The following is a 17165-nucleotide window of genomic DNA, read 5'->3' on the forward strand; positions in this document are numbered from 1 at the left end:
GATCACACCGGTGCATTCGATGGCGTAGTCCGCTGCCCCTCCGGTGATCTCCCGGATCCGTTCCAGCGAGTCCTCCTACCCGGAATTGATCACGTGCGTGGCCCCGTAGCGCTGGGCGAGCTCCAGGCGGGAGTCATGCAGGTCCACCGCGATGATCGTGGCCGCGGCCGAATTGCGGGCAGCCATGATGGCCCCGAGCCCCACGGCGCCCACACCGTAGACCACCACGGATTCACCCGGGCCGGGATTCGCGGTGTTGAGCACGGCTCCCGCCCCGGTGGTGATACCGCACGCGAGGGGGCCCGCGAGTTCCAGAGGAACGGACTCGTCCACGGTGAGTTCTTCCCACCGGAACGGCGCATCGACGTGATCGACCACGTAGGCGTGGATGTCCATGGTTGCCTTCTCGAGCAGGGCGCTCGGCTCTGAACGCCGGGCTCCCCTGCTATTTGCGGTCGGCACGCCGCGGCCATCCCCGCGGGGCAGCGGAGACGGCCCGCATCGCGCGGGTCGTCACGGCATCATGCGGAGAGTTCGCCCATGACACGGAGTGTCCCCGCATTACGCGGGGCATCCCGTCGCTCAGGCGCCCCGCGCCTGCTCGCGATTCGCGCGGTACCAGGCCACGGCGTCGTCGAGCCCGGTGGGCAGGTCGATCGAGGCGGACCAGCCCAGCGAGCGCAACAGGGAGACGTCCATAAGCTTGCGGGGCGTCCCGTCCGGCTTGGAGGTGTCCCACGAGGTGGTGCCCTCGTACCCGGTGGCCGAGGCCACGAGGCCGGCGAGTTCTTTGATGGTCACGTCCTCGCCGGTGCCCACGTTGACCTGCTGGGGCCCGTCGTAATGCTCCATGAGGTACAGGCACGCCGTGGCCAGGTCCGACACGTGCAGGAACTCGCGCCGCGGTGAACCCGAACCCCAGTTGGTGATCTCGGTGTCACCGGCACGCACGGCCTCGTCGTAGCGGCGGATCATGGCGGGCAGCACGTGGGAGCCGGACGGGGAGAAGTTGTCCCCGGGGCCGTAGAGGTTGGTGGGCATCGCGGAGATCCACGGCAGCCCGTACTGGCGTCGCATCGACTGCACGTGCAGGATGCCGGCGATCTTGGCGATCGCGTAGGCGTCGTTGGTGGGCTCCAGGTACCCCGTGAGCAGCGAGTCCTCGCGCAGCGGTTGTTCCGCGAGTTTGGGGTAGATGCAGGAGGAACCCAGGAACAGCACGCGTTCCACGCCGGCGGTGCGCGCGGCGTCCAGGATGTTGAGCTGGATCCGCAGGTTGTCGGACAGGAAGTCCACGGGCTGGGAATTGTTCGCGCCGATCCCGCCCACCTTGGCCGCCGCGAGCACGAGGTAGCGCGGCCTGTGCTCGGCTATGAACGCCTCCACGGCCGCACGGTCCCGCAGGTCCAGCTCACGGGAGCTCGCACCGATCAGGTTCTCGAAACCCTCGTCCTGGAGGTGACGCCAGATGGCGGAACCCACGAGACCGCGGTGACCGGCCACGTAGAACGGCGCGGAGCGGTCCAGCGCGCCGGGGGTGTAGGCGACGTCGTCGGTCGTGCGGGCATCGGCCGGGTCGCTCACCGTGTGCGGCCAGTGCTCCTGGCCGGCAGCGGTGTCCCGGCGGTTCGCCACGTCCGCGCTCACGCCGCGTGCTCCGGCGTCCAGATGCGCTCGGACACGGTGTCGATCCACGGGGAACCGGCGCACTCCAGGGCAGCGCGGTCCGCGTCCACCATGATCCGCGCGAGCTCCGGGGCGTGCACCGTGGCCTTCCACCCGAGCTTCTGCTCGGCCTTGGACGGGTCACCGATGAGCGCGTCCACCTCGGTGGGGCGCAGGTAACGGTCGTCGAAGCGGACGTGCTTCTCCCAGTCCAGCCCGGCGTGCTCGAACGCGGTCTCCAGGAACTCGCGCACCGTGGACGGGCGGCCCGTGGCCAGCACGAAGTCCTCCGGTTCGTCCACCTGGAGCATGCGCCACATGCCCTCCACGTACTCCGCCGCGTAGCCCCAGTCGCGCACGGCGTCCAGGTTGCCCATGTAGAGCAGGTCCTGCTTGCCCGCCGCGATCGCGGCCACGGCACGCGTGATCTTGCGGGTCACGAACGTCTCGCCGCGGCGCGGGGACTCGTGGTTGAAGAGGATCCCGTTCACGGCGAACATGTCGTACGCCTCGCGGTAGTTCTTGGTGATCCAGTAGGAGTAGATCTTGGCCGCGCCGTACGGGGAGCGCGGGTAGAACGGGGTGTCCTCGTTCTGCGGCGGGGGAGTGGCCCCGAACAGCTCGGACGTCGAGGCCTGGTAGAAGCGGCACTTCACCCCGGCGCGGCGCACGGCCTCGAGCAGACGCACCGTGCCGAGGCCCGTGGTGTCACCCGTGTGCTCGGGCTCGTCGAAGGACACGCGCACGTGCGACTGGGCCGCGAGGTTGTAGACCTCGTCCGGGTCTATCTCGCCCAGCAGCGTGACCAGACGGGCGGCGTCGGAAAGATCGCCGTAGTGCAGGAACAGCCGCGCCTGCGGGTCGTGCGGGTCCTGGTACAGGTGGTCGATGCGGGACGTGTTGAACGTGGACGCGCGGCGGATCAGGCCGTGGACCTCGTAGCCCTTGGCGAGCAACAGCTCCGCGAGGTAGGAACCGTCCTGCCCGGTGATGCCGGTGATGAGTGCTTTCTTGGTCATGAGTGGTCTCCCCTGTGTGACGTGGTACGTCGGGACGGGTGTCCCGGCCGATCAGGAATGCAGTGCCGCCGCAGGTGCGGTGGTCTCGGTGGGTAGCAGTGCGCGCAGCGCGGTGCTGAAGGCGCGGACCGCGGCGCCGGCGCTGAGCACGTCGCGCACGTAGCGGCGTCCGCCGCGGTGCGTGGCGCCGCCGGTCGCGATCCACTCCTCGTGCAGTTGCAGGGCGCCCGCCACGAGTGCCTCGGGATTTCCGGGCGCCACACGGATGCCCGCGTCCGCGGCGTCGAGCTCGGCGGCGGACGGGCTCTCGGCCTCGACGGCCGCGAGCACGGGACGGCCGGCGGTGAAGTAGCTCGTGAGCTTGCTCGGGACGCACATCTCCTTGAGCCCCGGTCGTTCGTTGACCAGCAGGACGTCCGCGGCGCGCAGCAGTCCGGCGTAGGTCTCGTCGTCGACCCCGGGCAGGACCTCGAAGCGCGGCGTGCGCCGGGCCAGCTCCTCGAGCTGCGGGCGCTGGTGCCCGCCGCCCACGAGCACGAATCGCAGCGGCGCTCCCGTGCGCTCGGCCACGTCCGCGGCCGCGGCGACGTTCGCGAGGTCCTGTTTGGCCCCCATGTTGCCCGTGTGCAGGACGACGACGTCGCCCGCACCCCACCCGAAACGACGCCGTAGTTCGTCGGTGTCCACCGAGGGGGCCTGGGAGATGTGGGTCCAGTTGCGCACGGTGCTGATCCGGCGCGCGGGCACCGCCATCTCGCGGCGCAGGTAGTCCGAGAAGCGGTCGTGGATCACGACCACCCCCTGGCACGAGCGCAGGAAGGTGCTCTCGATACCGCGCATGACGCGCGCCACGGGTCCGCTCGCCGCGCCGGTCTCGGTGAGCCCGGCGGTGTAGATGTCCTGCACCCACGCGATCACCGGCGTGCGGCTCAGCGCGGCGCGCACCCGCACGATCGCGGACGAGAACAGGGCGGGGCTCACGACCACGACGGCGTCGGGATCGCCCCACGCGGCGGTCGCGGCACGCAGACCGAAGACGATCTCCATTCCCAGCCGGCGCAGCTGTCCGGCGTCGTGGGGAACGGGATGCGGCACGCGCAGGACGGGTACGCCGTCGATCTCCTCGTACGTGGCGCGGCGGCGCGAATACCCTTCGTGGACGCGCCACTGCGGGTAGTGCGGGAGACCCGTGATGACCCGGGCGTCCCATCCCTCCTCGCGCAGCGCGCGAGCCATGCCGGCGGTGTACGGCGCGATGCCCGTATGTTCCGGTGAATAGTTGAGTCCGATGATCAGGACGCGTGCTGCCACGCTATCTCCTCCCCCATGAAAAGCGGAGCAGCTCAGCTGCTGCCGCCTTTCCCGAATGGGCGGACTTCCCCAGTCCGCCTCCGCGCCACGTGGTGCAGCGATGCCTCATGGCTGTCCCACCGGGAGCGGTGAATGTCGCCGAAACACGAATCCCGCGTGTCCCGACGTTTGCCATCATAATCGTGTGCACAAGCACTTAACACCACAGTGGTGACAATTCTGTGTGGGCTCATATAGGTACACGTCGATATCGCCTCAGGTGGGAGCGCGAAAAACAGTGATCTTGATGTAAAACCACACATTAGGGGACGGTAATCTCGGTCACGACCGGCGTCTCCCTGGCTATGCTTTATGAGTGCAAACATGCACGACTCCCGCGGGGGAACGCGGAAGTGACGCGGAGTTCGGGGCATCGATCCGCACTTCGGGGTGGGGCCCGGTCTTCGAGAGGGCACCCCATCGCCACGGGGGACGTGCGAAGGGGCGCGGCTGAGGCGCACCGGAGCAGAACTGGGGGAGATTTCATGCGTATTGCCGGGCAGGCAACTTTCTTGACGGACCACGACCACACCATCCACGCGTGGGTCCACGGCCCCGCGGACGATCGTGTGCGCGGCGCCGTGATCGTGGCGCCGGCCTTGGCGCGCGAGGAGGTCGTGAGTCACCGCAGCATGCGCCTCGTGGCCGCGCGCGCCGCGGAATCCGGGTGGCTCGTGATCCGCCTGGCGTGGAGCGGGACCTCCGAATCCGGTGCGCGTCCGGCCCTGAGCAACCCGCTCGAGGTGTGGCACGAGGACCTTGCGGTGGCCCACCGTGCCGCGCGGGAGCTCGTAGGACCTGCTCTGCCCGTGCACGGGATCGGGCTGCGCATCGGTGCGGGTGTGCTCGCGACCTCACCCCTGCCGTTCGATCGGCGCGTGCTGTGGGAACCGGTCTCGGGCGCCGTCTACATGCGCCAGTACACGGGCCTGCGGCGCACGAGCGGGTTGATCCTGCCGCCCGAGGTCCCCGATGGCGTGGAGATCGGCGGCGCACACTTCACTGACGCCGAAGCCGCGGCCATCCGCTCCCTACCGGATCCCCGCAAGATCAAGACCCCGGGTCTGATCACGGTGCGCGAGGAGGACCGGCGCATCGCCAAGAAGTTGTACGGCGTGGCCGCGATCTACGCGAAAGCGAGCCCGGAGGCGATCGCCGCCCTCGTGGGTCGACTGGACGATTCCGTCCCCACCACGTCCCACAGGGAGGACTGGGTGGACGTGAGCGGCTGGCGTCCCACGACGACCGCGTGCTTCCATGTGGCGGAGTTCGGTGCGGAGGTCCAGGAGAACCTGCTGGAGCTGGGCCCGGACCACTTGCCGGCCTCCTACACCCACCCCGTGGGCCGCGACGGCACCGGGGCCGGCGCGGTGGTGCTCGCACCGCCGTCCGCGGACCCCAAGGACGGGCCCACGGGACTGTGGACCGTGCAGGCACGCCGACTCGCCGCGCGCGGTGTCCCCGCGCTGCGCATCGAGCGTCACCACTGCGGTGACGCCGCTGGCCTGGACGAGGTCAAGGACATCAACCCTTACACGGGGCAGGGCGTGGCGGACCTGGACCTGGGTGCCGCGTGGCTGGCCGAGCGCACCGGGGAGAAGGTCACCGGGGTGGGGCTGTGCGTGGGCGGCTGGCTGGTCGCCATGGCCCCGCCCACGAGCGCCATGACCACCCGCGTGGTGCTCAACAACGTGGCGTGGCGCGCGGCGGAGAGCTACTACGACAAGCTCTATCGCAACTGGGACGTGGACGCCGTGCTGGAACAGTTGCGCACCATGAGCGACGTGGAGGTCACCACGAGCTGGCGCACGCGCGCCAAGGACCGGGTGCGCCGCCGCATGCCGTACATCGCGTGGCTCGTGCTGGGCCGGCGCAACATCCCCAACGTTCCCGAGGTGGTCATGGAGTACGCGTCCCGGGGCGCCGAGGTCACGTTCTACTTCGGGCCGGAGGACGGTCTGCTCTTCCAGCAGGAACGCGGGGAGGAGGGTCTGGCCCGGTTGCAGCGCCAGGGCCGCCGGATCAGGGTGGCCCACGTGCCCGCCCTGGACCACTCCCTCCAGGCCCACGCCTCACGCCTCACGGCCCTCGAGATCGTGGACGCCGCCCTGGGCCTGAGCCCCTCACCCGCCGAGGAGGTCGTCCCGTGCGCCGTCTGAGAACACGCAGCGCCCGCGCGCTCGCCGGGTGCGCCCTCACGGCCGTGCTGCTGAGCGGCTGCGCGGCCGGCGGGTCCGGCGACCACGCGCCGTCGTCCTCCGGTGAGAGCCTGGGTTTCGACGACGCCGCGCTGTCCCGGGTGGGTTTCGCGGACCCGCAGCAACTCACGCAACCGTCCCACGGGATCACCGTGACGGGTGCGCGGGGGCTCTCGGAGCGGGCCGCGGAACTCGCGGTGAGCACGGATCAGGTCTCCGCGGAGGCCCCGGGCGGGCGCAACTCGGTGGTGGTGATCACCCCGCAGGACTACGACCCCGCGAAGAAGTACCCGGTGGTGTATCTCCTCCCGGGCAGCGGTGCCACGGAGGCCCCTGCCCTGCAGTGGTACGAGGCGGGTCAGGCCGAGCAGCTCACCCAGGGTCTGCCCGTGATCACTGTCATCGTGAGCGGGGGCAAGGTGGGCTGGTACTCGGACTGGGCGTCCCAGGAGGAACTCACGCAGAACTGGGAGACATTCCACCTGGACCAGGTGGTCCCGTGGGTGGATCAGCACCTGTCCACCAGGGCGGACCGCGAGCACCGCGTGATCATCGGCAACTCGATGGGCGGGTACGGCGCCATGCGCTACGCCGAGCAACGTCCCGATATCTTCGGGGAGGCCGTGAGCCTGTCCGGGTTACTGGACCTGTCCTCGGACGAGGCCAAGCAGACGATCGCCACGGGATCCCAGGAGGCCACGGGCCGCACCGATTCGGTGTTCGGCAACGGCTCGGTCACGACCGAGGAACAGTGGCGTGCGAACGATCCCGCGGTCCGGAGCGGGGAGCTCAAGAGTGTCCACGTGCAACTCTTCGCCGGCCGGGGCAACGGCCAGGAGGGGGACATCGAACCCGCTCTGAAGGACACCACGGTGACGATGGCGCGCGAGCTCGAGTCACAGGGAGTGGATTACCAGTACACCGAGTACGGCCAGGCGGGCCAGTGCAACGGCGGCCACGAGTTCCCGTGCTGGACCCCCGCGGCCACGGTCGCCCTCGGGCGCTGGGCCGATCGGGTGGGCGTGAAGCGCACCTCGCCCCAGCCGTCGGTGCCCTCGGCATTCGAGGACGTGACCTCACGGAGCTCGTCGTGACGAGCGCGCCCGTGACCGTGACACGCGGGACCGAGGCCGGGGACGGTGTCGTCGGCGTACCCCGCGTGGGGTGCGACCTGCAGGAGGTCGCGCCCGTGGCCGAAGCGCTCGCGCAACGCGGGCAGCGGTACCTGCGGGCACTGTTCGCGCCCGAGGAGATCGCCGACCTCACGCGTCCGGACGGACGCCCGCTCGCGGCGGAGTCCGTGGCGGGGCGCTTCGCGGCCAAGGAGGCCGTGCTGAAGGTCTTGCGCCCGAGCGCCGACGACGCCGTGGCCTGGCCCCAAATCATGATCCGCTCGGACGCCCACGGTGCCCCTCGCGTGGAACTGCGGGGCACGGCCGCCTGCCTGGCCCGCGGCGCCGGACTCGGGGCGTGGAGCGTGAGCACGTCCCACGACGGAGGCTTCGCGATGGCCGTGGCCCTGGCCATCCGCTCACCCCAGCCCTGACCGGAGGCCAGACCACCGCGCCGACCGGTACCCGGGGCGCGGACATCGAAAACCACCACATCAACCGAAAGAGGTTCACCCCATGGATTCCACCGCCATCGAGACCACCGTCCGCTCCGTGCTGGGCCAGCACGGGAAGCTGTCCGAGGACGCCGGGACGATCGCCGCGGATGCGGACCTGTACCGCGCAGGCATGACCTCCCACGCGTCCGTGAACGTGATGCTGGGCCTGGAGGACGAGTTCGATATCGAGTTCCCCGAGGAGCGCCTGACCAAGGCCACGTTCACGTCCATCAACTCCATCACCGAGGCCGTGGAGGCGATCAACAATGACTGATCATGCGGTACTGATCGACACCCCGCAGCGGGGTGCCGAGGACACCGACCGGGCCGAGCGGGTCGCCGCGCGCGCGGAGGCCGTGGCCGCCGTGGCGCGCGAGTTCGCGGACGCGGTGGACTCGGAGTCCCGGTTCCCGCGGGAGGCCATCGAGGAGGCCCGCGCCCAGGGCCTGTTGGCCGCGCCGATCCCGGAAGCGGATGGCGGGCTGGGCTACAGCATCACCGAGCTGTGCCGGATGCTCGAGCGCGTGGGTCGGGAGTGCACCTCCACGGCCATGATCCTGGCCATGCACCACTCCCAGGTGCTGTGCCTCACCCGCCACGCGGACACCGACTTCCTGCGGGACTACACCCGCCGTGTGGCCGCCGAGGGGCTGTTGTTGGCCTCCGCCACGACCGAGGCCCAGATCGGCGGGGACACCCGCAATTCCACGTGCGCCGTGCGCCCGATCGAGGACGGCCGGGTGGCCCTGCACAAGAGCTGCCCCGTGATCTCCTACGGTGCGTACGCGGACGCGATCCTGGTGACCGCGCGGCGCAGCGAGGACGCGGCGTCGAGCGACCAGGTGCTGTTGGTGGTCGAGGCCGAGAACCTGCAGCTGGACCGCCAGCGTGGCTGGGACGCCCTGGGGATGCGGGGCACGTGCTCCGAGTCCTTCGAGCTGGACGCCACCACGCCCGCGGACGCCATGTTCACAGTGCTGTTCGAGACGATCTCCGCGCAGACCATGCTCCCGGCGGCCCACTGCCTGTGGGCCTCCGCGTGGTTGGGCATGGCTACCCAGGCCGGGCTCACCGCCCGGTCCGTGGTGCAGAAGGCCGCGCGCAAGACCCCGGGGACCACACCGCCGTCCGCGCTGCGGCTCGCGGAACTCGAGGTGCAGCTGCAGTCCATGACGGACGTGGTGCGCGCGAGCGTGGCCCGCTACGAGGCCGCGTGGGACGATCCGGCCGTGACCGAGTCCATGCAGTTCGCGATCGCCATGAACACCCTCAAGGTCTCGGGCGCGGAAGCAGTGCGCCGGATCGTGGGGGACGCCATGGTGATCGTGGGCATCACCGCTTTCGCCAATCGTTCGCCCGTGAGCCTGGCCCGGTTGTACCGGGACAGCATCGGGCCCTCGGTCATGGTCAACAACGACCGCATCCTGCTCCACACCGCCACACTCCAACTCGTTTCCAGGGGGCAACGATGAGCGCCACGGACACCACACAGGACCTCTCCCAGCTGCAGGACACCTTCCGCGAGGGCCTCGAGGCCCACGGCTGGTTCCTGCCCACCCTCGGGGACGGCGTGACCGGGCTCGGTCCGCAGGCCGAGGACGTCGTGCAGGGCATCGCCGCCGCGGCCCGCAAGGTCGCGGCGCGGCTGTCCCCGGACGCCGGCACGCGCCGGTTGCGCTTCCCACCGGTCAACGGGACCCGGTTGCTCGAGCGCACGGACTACGTCGCGTCCTTCCCGCAACTGCTCGGGACCATCTCCGCGTTCGAGGGCGACAACAAGGCTCACCGTGAGCTGCTCGCCACGTACGAGGAGCACGGTGACTGGTCCGCCCAGCTCACCCCGGCCGGTCACGCGCTGGTCCCCGCGGTGTGCCACCCCTTGTACGCGTACCTCGAGGGCTCGCAGGTGGACGGCTCGGTGTTCGAGCTCGTGGGCGAGTGCTACCGCCACGAGCCCAGCCCGGACCCCATGCGTTTCGTGACCTTCCGGATGTTCGAGGCGGTGTGCCTGGGCACGCCGCAGGAGGCCCGGGAGCACCGCGAGAAGTGGCTCGAGGCGGGGACCAACCTGCTGAGCTCCCTGGGGCTCGAGGTCCACGCGGACACCGCCAACGACCCGTTCTTCGGCCGCGCGGGGCGCCTGCTCAGCGCGGGTCAGCGCGAGGCGCAGTTGAAGTTCGAGATCCTCACGGAGGTCTACCCGGGGCATCCCACCGCGATCGCCTCCGCGAACCTGCACGAGGACCACTTCGGTGAGAGCTTCCACCTGCACACCGCCGACGGCGCCGTGGCCCACTCCGCGTGCTTCGGCTTCGGTCTGGAGCGGGTGGCCCTGGCCCTGGCCATGCGCCACGGTTTCGACACCGCCGCGTGGCCCGCGACCGTGCGTCAGGAACTGGGGTTGCCATGACCGCCGTGACCGTGAACCACGGTGGGTCGGCGGGTACCGCGTCCGTGCGGGAGCCCTTCGGCCACGAGGTCCTGGCCGTGCGCGGATGCGAGTCGCTCACCGTGGCGAACGCACCGCGCTCCGTCCTGCACGACCCGGCGGAACCGTGGTCACCCACGAACTGCTACATGGACGTGTGGATCGGTCTCACCGCGACCCTCGGGTTGGACCCGCTGCCCATGCTCGGGGCCGCGTTCAGCGCGGACTTCCTGGGGGACCAGTGGGAGTTCCTCAAGCCCCGGCAGGAGGACCTTGAGACGCTCTACGGCCTCACGGTGGGGGAGTACGACACGTGGCGGCCCCTGGCCGAACACGTGCAGCTGGTGATGTCCCGCGGGGACGCCCTGATCGTGGAGGTGGACGCTTATCACCTCCCGGATACCGAGGGCGTGTCCTACGGGCGGGCCCATACCAAGACGTCCATCGTGCCGTTGCGCCTGGATCCGGTCGCGGGGGAACTCGTCTACCTGCACAACGACGGTGTCCACGTGCTGCACGGGGAGGACCTCGACAACGCGCTGGGCACGGGTGTGGGTTCCGGGTGGGTCCCGTACCCGTACGTGGAACTCGTGCGACTGGACGGCATCCGGTCCCTGGCGCCCGAGGCGCTGTGGCAGCGCGCCGTCGAGATCGCGCGGGGGCACCTGCGCCGCGCCCCGGACGCCGGGACGGGCGATGACGCGCACCCCGATCCGGCCGACCGGCTCGTGGCCGCGATCCGGGAGCACGTCCCGGTGCTCGCCGAGCGGGGCATGGAGTACTTCCACCAGTACTCGTTCGCGACGACGCGCCAGGCCGGTCTCACGTCCGGGCTCGCCGCCCACGCGTGCCGGTATCTGTCCCGCGGTGCGCAGGAGTGGCCGAGCGACGTGGACGCGGAGCAGCTGATCGAGGCCGCCGAGCAGTTCGACGCCGCCGCCGGCGCCGCCAAGGCCCTGCAGTTCAAGCTGGCCCGGGCGGCCTCGGGCAGGACACCGCGCATCGACTCGTCCGCGGAGGCGTTCGTGGCCGGGCACACCGCGGGCATGCGCGTGGTGCGTGAGGCCCTGGGCCTGGGGGAGTGACCGGGGTGCGCGACGCCGCGTGGACGCTCCGGCGCTTCGACCCGTCGCAGGACCCGGGCGATGCCCTCGCTCGTGGGATTCCCGCGCGGGTCCCGGGGACGGTGTCCGGTGCCCTGCGGGACGCCCTCGGGGAGGACCGCGTGGCCACCGTGCTGGCCACTGACGGTCCCGACACCGTGTGGGAGTACCGCACCCGGGTCACCACCGCCGGTGGTCGGCACCGGTTCATGTCCACGGGCGTGGCAACCGTGGCGCAGCTGCTGGTCGCGGACCGGGTCGTGCACGAGTCCCACAGTGCCTTTGCACCGTGGGACGTGATCGTGGAGCTGCCGTCCGGGCCGTGTGAGATCGCCCTGCGGGTCCTGCCCACGGCGTCCGTGAGCGTGCCGCGTAAGCCGCGCGCCCGCTGGTTGTCGCCGCTCGTGTCCGACCGCTCCCTGCGGTGGCGCCGCACCCCGCTGATCGGCTCGATCGACTGGCCCGGTGCGCTGCCCGTGCTGGGTCCGTGGGGCGGCCTGCGCGCTGTCCCACTTCTTTCTTCCGCCGCCGACGACGACACTCCCCACCCCTCGCTCGGACTCGTACCGCGCGCGGTGCGCACGCGGGTCGGGGAGGACGGTAGCGGCGTCGTGACCGTGGAACTCGGCCCGACCACGGGTACGACCCCGGATCTTTACGCGGACACGGCCGGGAGCGCGGGCGCGGCCGCGGAGCTGGCGGACGTCGGATGCTCAGCGGACCCGGACGTTCCGGTGGCCCGCGGCGCTGCGGTGGAACATGCGCGTGAAACCGTACACATCACCGTGGAGCCTCCCTATGAGGTGGACGCGCAGCCGGTGACCGCCGAGCGCGTCGTGACCGCGTCCGATGCCACATCGCGCGAAACGTTCACCGTGGACGTGACCGTGCCCGACCCCGCGATGTGGTGGCCGCACGGGATGGGCGAGCAACCGCTGTACCGGGTGCGGGTGCGCACCGGGCAGGGGGAATGCACGTACGCCGTGGGGTTCCGGTCGGTGTGTGCCGAACCGCGGGACCGGGACCATCGCGGTTTGGCCCTGCGGATCAATGACGTCCCCGTGTTCGCGAGGGGTGCCGTGTGGGCCGGTGCGGACCCCTTCGAGGTGGCCGCAGACCCGCAGCGCACCCGCGACGTGCTGGAACGCCTGCACGCGGGCGGCAGCACCATGATCCGCGTCCCGGGAACGGCGTGCTACGAGACCGAGGACTTCCACCGCGCGTGCGACGAGCTGGGTCTCATGGTCTGGCAAGACGTGGCCCTGGGGCCTCAGGACCCGCCGGACGATTCCGAGTGGCGCGCCGGGCTGCGCCACGAGGTCCGATACCTCGCCTCGCGGTTGGCCTCTCATCCGTCCACGGTCGTGATCTCCGGGGGCACCGAGGTCATCCAGGCCCCCGTGCTCGCAGGCCGGCCCGCCGAGCAGTGGCGCACGGACGTGGTCCTGCGGGACGTTCCCCGTGCGGTCGGGGAGGCCGATGCGGACGTGGTGGTCGTTCCGTCCTCTCCGTGCTCGGACGCGGACCTGGACGCCGCACAGCACGCGTACGAGACGGGCGAGGCCTCGGGGGAGCGGGCGGCGTCGTCGTCGGTGCCGACCGTCGCTCCCACGGACGCGGCCGACGGCGTGTCCCACTACTTCGGGGTGGGGGCCTACGGGCGACCGCTCGAGGACGCGGTGACCCGCGGGGTGCGGTTCGCGGCGGAGGCGCTGGCCTTCGCGGTGCCGCCGGAACCCGCCGCGGTGCGGGAGCAATTCGGGACGGACGGTCCGCTGGACGATGGGGATTCCGCGGACGCGTGGCGCGCCGGTGTCGCCCACGACCCGGGGGCGCAATGGACCTTCGAGGACACCACCGCGATCTATGTCCACCGACTGTTCCTGGACCGGGACAGCGATCCGGACGCCGGTCTGGCGACCCCGGGGCAGCCCGCGTCCGACGGCGCAGGGACGGGTCACGTCGAGCGCCTCGAGTACGAGCGCGCCGCGCTCGCCCACGTGTTCCAGCGGACTTTCGCCCAGTGGCGCAGCAGGGATTCGCCGTGCCGGGGAGCGCTCGTGCTCTCGGCGCTGTCCATGGCCGCGGGGCCCGGGTGGGGTGTCCTGGATGCTTCCGGGCGGCCCACCGCCGCGTGGTACGGGATGCGCCGGGCGTGCGCGCCCGTGGCCGTGTCCTTCCTCCCCGCCGGCGGCGACGGACTACCCGTCCATGTCTGGAACGACGGCCCGACCCCGCTCACGGCCACACTGCGACTGACCGTGGCCACGGTGCACGGCGGCTGCCAGCAACCCCTCGACATCCCGGTCACGGTGCCCGCGCGCGGCGAGACCGTGATCCGCGCGGACCTCGCGGACGGTACGTTCCGGGACCTTGACCACGCGTACGGTTTCGGCGAGCGGGAGTACGACGCCGTGTCCGCCCAGCTCGTGAACCCCTCCGGTCGCGTGCTCGCCCGGGACGTCCACCTGACCGGCGGACCGCGACGCAACGATGCACCCGATCCGGGACTTGACGCTCACTGGGTCAGGACGGAACAGGGGGAGTGGTCGGTGGCCGTGACGGCGTTCGGACTTGCGCGATTCGTGGCCCTGGACCTGCCCCGCGGGGCCGTGGCCGAGGACGGCTACGTCCATGTGCTCCCGGGTGAGACGGTGCACGTTCCGGTCAGCGGAGCCCTCACCGACGAGGGTCGTGCGGCCACGCGGGTGCGGGCGCTGGGCGTCCCATCGGTTCCGGTGGGCGCCGAGTCCGAGTAGCCGACAATCTCTCAACGGGCCGGGTGAAGCGTCACCTCATGACGGCCCCATGAGCCGTATCGACGAGAGAGCCCCGCACGTGCTGGCAACGCCACCCGTGCGGGGCTCCTGAGTCATTTGCCGGCGGCTGTCATCGGCCCGCTGTCCCGTACGCGCCGCGGTTCACACCTCGGGCACGTACGCCAGGACGTAATCCACCATCCGGCGGCACGATTCCGTGGCGAACAGCGAGTGGTCCAACGGGTCCAGGACGGTGAGCGTGCTGCGCGGGCCCAGGCGCTGGGGTGTGACCCCGCAGTGCTTGGCATCGGCGGGTCCGAAGACCGCGTCCACCGTGAGTCCGGGGATCTTGGTGAGCCGGCGCAGCGTGGGCTGCGGGACGTCGATGACCCCCACCCCGGCCGCGAGCGCATTGACCCGAGGTGACGCGTTGCGGGCGCGGTGACGGGTGCCGCGTACCACGGTGCGCGCCGTCGTCCCCACGTAGGCGTTGAGCCCGGCCAGGACGGCATCCCAGCGGGAGCCGGCGGGTGCGTCGTCGGCGGTGGGAGCGGACGACGGCGCTGCCGCCGCCTCGTCCTGCCCGGGCAGGGTGGGGGCCAGGGGGCCGCCGCGCAGGCCCTGGCGCCAGTAGCGCCACGGTGCCCGCTGCCATGCGGGCAGTTCGTGGGCCGAGGCCACCAGGCCCCACGCGCCCAGACAGATGCCCGCCCCCAGGAGCGGACCGTCCGTGAGTTCGCTCAGGTGCATCACGAGTTCCCGGGATTCGGTGAGCGTGTGGTGAGCGTACGGGTTGGAGTCCTGCGTGATGTCCGAGCGCACGAGCTCGCCGGTGTCGGAGCGTTCGGCAAGCAAGCACACGGCGCCGCGCGCGGACGCGAGCAGCGCGGTGCGCAGCCACAGACCGCCGGAGGCCTCCATGACCTCCGAACCCGGGGAGATGAACGCCAGCCCGGGGGCGTCGTGGTCGCGGGTCACCGGCTCGGTGATGATGGCCGGGCGTCGGGCGGCCCCGCTGGTCGAGCGCCGCAGCACCACGGGTGTCCCGGCCACGTCCACGGTGATCTCCTGCTCGGGGACCAGGCCGTCCCCGTCGGGACGAGCGGTGTCATCCGGCGTCGTCCCGGCCGGGGCGGCGTCCAGCGCGGTGCGAACGGTGGCGATCAGACGGGCGGGGACGGCGGCCGCGCGGGGGTGCACGTTGATCGGGAGTGCGCCTGCTTCTTCGTCGGACAGGATGCGGATCCGACGATCGGGACCGTCCGCGGGCTCGGGAAGCGCCTTGAGCGCGGCCGCGCCGTGCGAGGACAGCTGCAGGTTCATCAGTTCCGTGCCCTCGCTCACGCGGGGCGGTAGGTCGGGCCCGCCCATGCGGCGCAGCGCGCTCTGGTGGCGCACCCACTGCTTACCGGACACGGGGGCCAGCACCAGCCGGGAGGCCCAGCCATGATCCCCGGTGGCGGCGAGCACGGTGCCGCCCAGGCTGAAGCCCACCCCGTGGACGGGACCGTGGGAGCTCGCCCAATCGCGGACGGTGGTCAGGTCGTCGACCCACAGTCCGGCGTCCACGGCTTCCTCGGCGGTGGGGCTCTGACCGGTCCCGGACCAGTCGAGGCGCACCACACGCCACCCGTGAGCGGCCAGCGCCCGGGCCGTGTGGATCATGCTGCGGGTCAGGGTCACGCGATCGCGTCCCGGGGACCCCACGATGATGACGGTCCCGCCGCGCTCGGTGGCCGTGGGTTCGTGCACGTCCACCGCGATCCACCGGTTCCCGGCAGGCACCCACCCGTGGCGTACGGAGTCCTCCTCGCGAACGCGTGAGCGGTGGCCGGGCCTGGAACGGCGCAGCTGCGAGTACGTGAGCATGAATGATCCCCCAAGTAATACGTGTCTCCGTTGCGGGCGTCCGGTTCTTCCCCAAGAACCTCGGCGCGCTTGCCCCCTGACGAACTTTTGCCCAGACTAACCATTTTCCCCGGGACGGGCGGAGTGAACTGTGCAAAAGCATACGCCTTTGGCACGTGATTCCGGGGTTCCCGAGGGGAAATGCCTGCCCTCCCTTTAGGGGGTACTTAGGGCAGTTACCGGGTTTTCGCGGGGTCCCGCAGGTCGATCCCGAAGACCCGCTTCACCGCGGTGGTCACGTGGCGGCCATAGCGCTGCGAGGACGGCGTCGAGGAGAACGGCAGGAACCTACCGGGGACGTCCGGGTGGGTGATCTTCCCGTGGGTGGGCCCGGACGTGGTGACCTCGAAGCCCGCCCCGCGCAACCGTTCGAGCAGTTCCCTGCGGTTGGTGGGATAGCGGGTGCCGCTGCCCCCGGGTTTCGCGCCGGTGTGCTCGAGGGAGTCGGGGGTGTCCGCCCAGGTCTCGTCCGGGCGCCGGGCGATCGCCCACCCGCTGCGGTAGATCCCCACCACGCGGTGCTCCGCCCGGGTCACCTGCACGCACAGCCGGCCGCGCACGTAGTAGTCGGTGCGCCCGAGGTCCGCGGTCCAGGTGTCCTCGGGGTCCGCCACGACGGCTTGCAGCGCGCTCTCGCTCACGTCCCACACGCCCTGTACGACGACGCCGTCCGCGGGTACCTCGAGCGCCGGGGCCCCCGACAGATCGGAGTCCACGGTGTAGAACGCACGCTCGGGGGCAGTGGTGTCGGGGGTGATGCCCGCGCGCAACAGGCGAACGAACTCCGCGAGCTGCGGGTCCACCGTGAGCTCGCGTGGTGCTTCGGACGCGATGGGCGTGGTGGGTTCCCCGGCGGGGACCGTGCGCGGCCCGGGGCCCGGTTTGGGTGCCCCGCCCGCGGCAGGAACAGCACGGGTGCCGTTCGCGCCGGGAACTGTTCGGGGCCCGGGACCTGACCGAGGCGTCCCGTCCGGCGCTGCTCCGGCCCGAGGTTCGGAGTCATCGCCGACGGCGTCCGCGTCCCCTTGCCGCTCGGAAGGGCGCCACGAGGTGTAGTCCACCGGGCGGACGCCCAGTGCGGGGTCCTTGCGGCCGCGCATCGCGGCGGGGGAGGGGTGTGGGGTGC

Annotated in this window: 14 protein-coding genes; 8 read left to right on the forward strand and 6 right to left on the reverse strand. The window is 71.2% G+C overall.

The window, feature by feature from the left end; translation table 11 throughout:
• Nucleotides 1–75: 75 nt before the first annotated feature.
• The 4 genes from J1M36_RS09525 to J1M36_RS09540 all read right to left on the reverse strand — a co-directional run bounded on the left by J1M36_RS09525 (nt 76) and on the right by J1M36_RS09540 (nt 3995).
• The gene (locus tag J1M36_RS09525) at nt 76–396 is read right to left on the reverse strand and encodes a zinc-binding dehydrogenase (protein ID WP_241247050.1); all 321 of its coding nucleotides are present in this window, start codon (nt 394–396) and stop codon (nt 76–78) included.
• A 186-nt stretch (nt 397–582) separates the two neighbouring features.
• Complete coding sequence (locus J1M36_RS09530) at nt 583–1584, reverse strand: GDP-L-fucose synthase (protein ID WP_165189220.1); 1002 nt, start codon at nt 1582–1584, stop codon at nt 583–585.
• Nucleotides 1585–1643: 59 nt separating this feature from the next.
• The gene (gmd, locus tag J1M36_RS09535) at nt 1644–2684 is read right to left on the reverse strand and encodes a GDP-mannose 4,6-dehydratase (protein WP_035964951.1); all 1041 of its coding nucleotides are present in this window, start codon (nt 2682–2684) and stop codon (nt 1644–1646) included.
• 51 nt (nt 2685–2735) lie between these two features.
• On the reverse strand, nt 2736–3995 hold the full coding sequence (locus J1M36_RS09540) for a glycosyltransferase family 4 protein (RefSeq protein WP_206479176.1): 1260 nt from the start codon (nt 3993–3995) through the stop codon (nt 2736–2738).
• Between the two features lie 524 nt (nt 3996–4519).
• Here J1M36_RS09540 and J1M36_RS09545 point away from each other — a divergent pair.
• From J1M36_RS09545 to J1M36_RS09580, 8 genes are all read left to right on the forward strand, one after another.
• Nucleotides 4520–6193, forward strand: coding sequence for a hypothetical protein (locus J1M36_RS09545; RefSeq protein WP_241247051.1), 1674 nt, complete (start codon nt 4520–4522; stop codon nt 6191–6193).
• Nucleotides 6181–7326, forward strand: a complete 1146-nt coding sequence (locus J1M36_RS09550) for an alpha/beta fold hydrolase (RefSeq protein WP_206479177.1) — start codon at nt 6181–6183, stop codon at nt 7324–7326. The genes J1M36_RS09545 and J1M36_RS09550 overlap by 13 nt, the downstream gene beginning before the upstream one ends.
• Complete coding sequence (locus J1M36_RS09555; RefSeq protein WP_318541129.1) at nt 7323–7778, forward strand: holo-ACP synthase; 456 nt, start codon at nt 7323–7325, stop codon at nt 7776–7778. The genes J1M36_RS09550 and J1M36_RS09555 overlap by 4 nt, the downstream gene beginning before the upstream one ends.
• Before the next feature lie 82 nt (nt 7779–7860).
• Nucleotides 7861–8115: an acyl carrier protein gene (locus tag J1M36_RS09560; protein ID WP_064845610.1), complete on the forward strand. Its 255-nt coding sequence runs from the start codon at nt 7861–7863 to the stop codon at nt 8113–8115.
• Nucleotides 8108–9313 carry an acyl-CoA dehydrogenase family protein gene (locus J1M36_RS09565; RefSeq protein ID WP_206479178.1) on the forward strand — a complete coding sequence of 402 codons (1206 nt, stop codon included), beginning with the start codon at nt 8108–8110 and terminating at the stop codon, nt 9311–9313. Before J1M36_RS09560 ends, J1M36_RS09565 begins: the two co-directional genes overlap by 8 nt.
• Nucleotides 9310–10251, forward strand: a complete 942-nt coding sequence (locus J1M36_RS09570; RefSeq protein ID WP_206479179.1) for a hypothetical protein — start codon at nt 9310–9312, stop codon at nt 10249–10251. The genes J1M36_RS09565 and J1M36_RS09570 overlap by 4 nt, the downstream gene beginning before the upstream one ends.
• Nucleotides 10248–11354, forward strand: a complete 1107-nt coding sequence (locus J1M36_RS09575; protein WP_206479180.1) for a DUF1839 family protein — start codon at nt 10248–10250, stop codon at nt 11352–11354. Before J1M36_RS09570 ends, J1M36_RS09575 begins: the two co-directional genes overlap by 4 nt.
• A 5-nt stretch (nt 11355–11359) precedes the next feature.
• On the forward strand, nt 11360–14131 hold the full coding sequence (locus tag J1M36_RS09580; RefSeq protein WP_342358324.1) for a glycoside hydrolase family 2 protein: 2772 nt from the start codon (nt 11360–11362) through the stop codon (nt 14129–14131).
• Between the two features lie 162 nt (nt 14132–14293).
• On the opposite strand, the gene J1M36_RS09585 is transcribed toward J1M36_RS09580, so the two are convergent.
• Complete coding sequence (locus tag J1M36_RS09585) at nt 14294–16000, reverse strand: alpha/beta fold hydrolase (protein ID WP_206479182.1); 1707 nt, start codon at nt 15998–16000, stop codon at nt 14294–14296.
• Between the two features lie 215 nt (nt 16001–16215).
• Nucleotides 16216–17165: hypothetical protein (locus tag J1M36_RS09590; protein ID WP_342358325.1), on the reverse strand; the 950-nt coding region annotated here is incomplete at its 5' end.

It is taken from the genome of Kocuria sp. KRD140 (genome assembly GCF_017168375.1).
Lineage (GTDB): Bacteria > Actinomycetota > Actinomycetes > Actinomycetales > Micrococcaceae > Kocuria > Kocuria marina.

What these genes read in the sequence shown, in the direction of transcription:
- J1M36_RS09525 (WP_241247050.1), bottom strand. Translation starts at nt 396, where the DNA reads ATGGACATCCACGCCTACGTGGTCGATCACGTCGATGCGCCGTTCCGG.
- gmd (WP_035964951.1), bottom strand. Translation starts at nt 2,684, where the DNA reads ATGACCAAGAAAGCACTCATCACCGGCATCACCGGGCAGGACGGTTCC.
- J1M36_RS09545 (WP_241247051.1), top strand. Translation starts at nt 4,520, where the DNA reads ATGCGTATTGCCGGGCAGGCAACTTTCTTGACGGACCACGACCACACC.
- J1M36_RS09560 (WP_064845610.1), top strand. Translation starts at nt 7,861, where the DNA reads ATGGATTCCACCGCCATCGAGACCACCGTCCGCTCCGTGCTGGGCCAG.
- J1M36_RS09565 (WP_206479178.1), top strand. Translation starts at nt 8,108, where the DNA reads ATGACTGATCATGCGGTACTGATCGACACCCCGCAGCGGGGTGCCGAG.
- J1M36_RS09570 (WP_206479179.1), top strand. Translation starts at nt 9,310, where the DNA reads ATGAGCGCCACGGACACCACACAGGACCTCTCCCAGCTGCAGGACACC.
- J1M36_RS09575 (WP_206479180.1), top strand. Translation starts at nt 10,248, where the DNA reads ATGACCGCCGTGACCGTGAACCACGGTGGGTCGGCGGGTACCGCGTCC.
- J1M36_RS09585 (WP_206479182.1), bottom strand. Translation starts at nt 16,000, where the DNA reads ATGCTCACGTACTCGCAGCTGCGCCGTTCCAGGCCCGGCCACCGCTCA.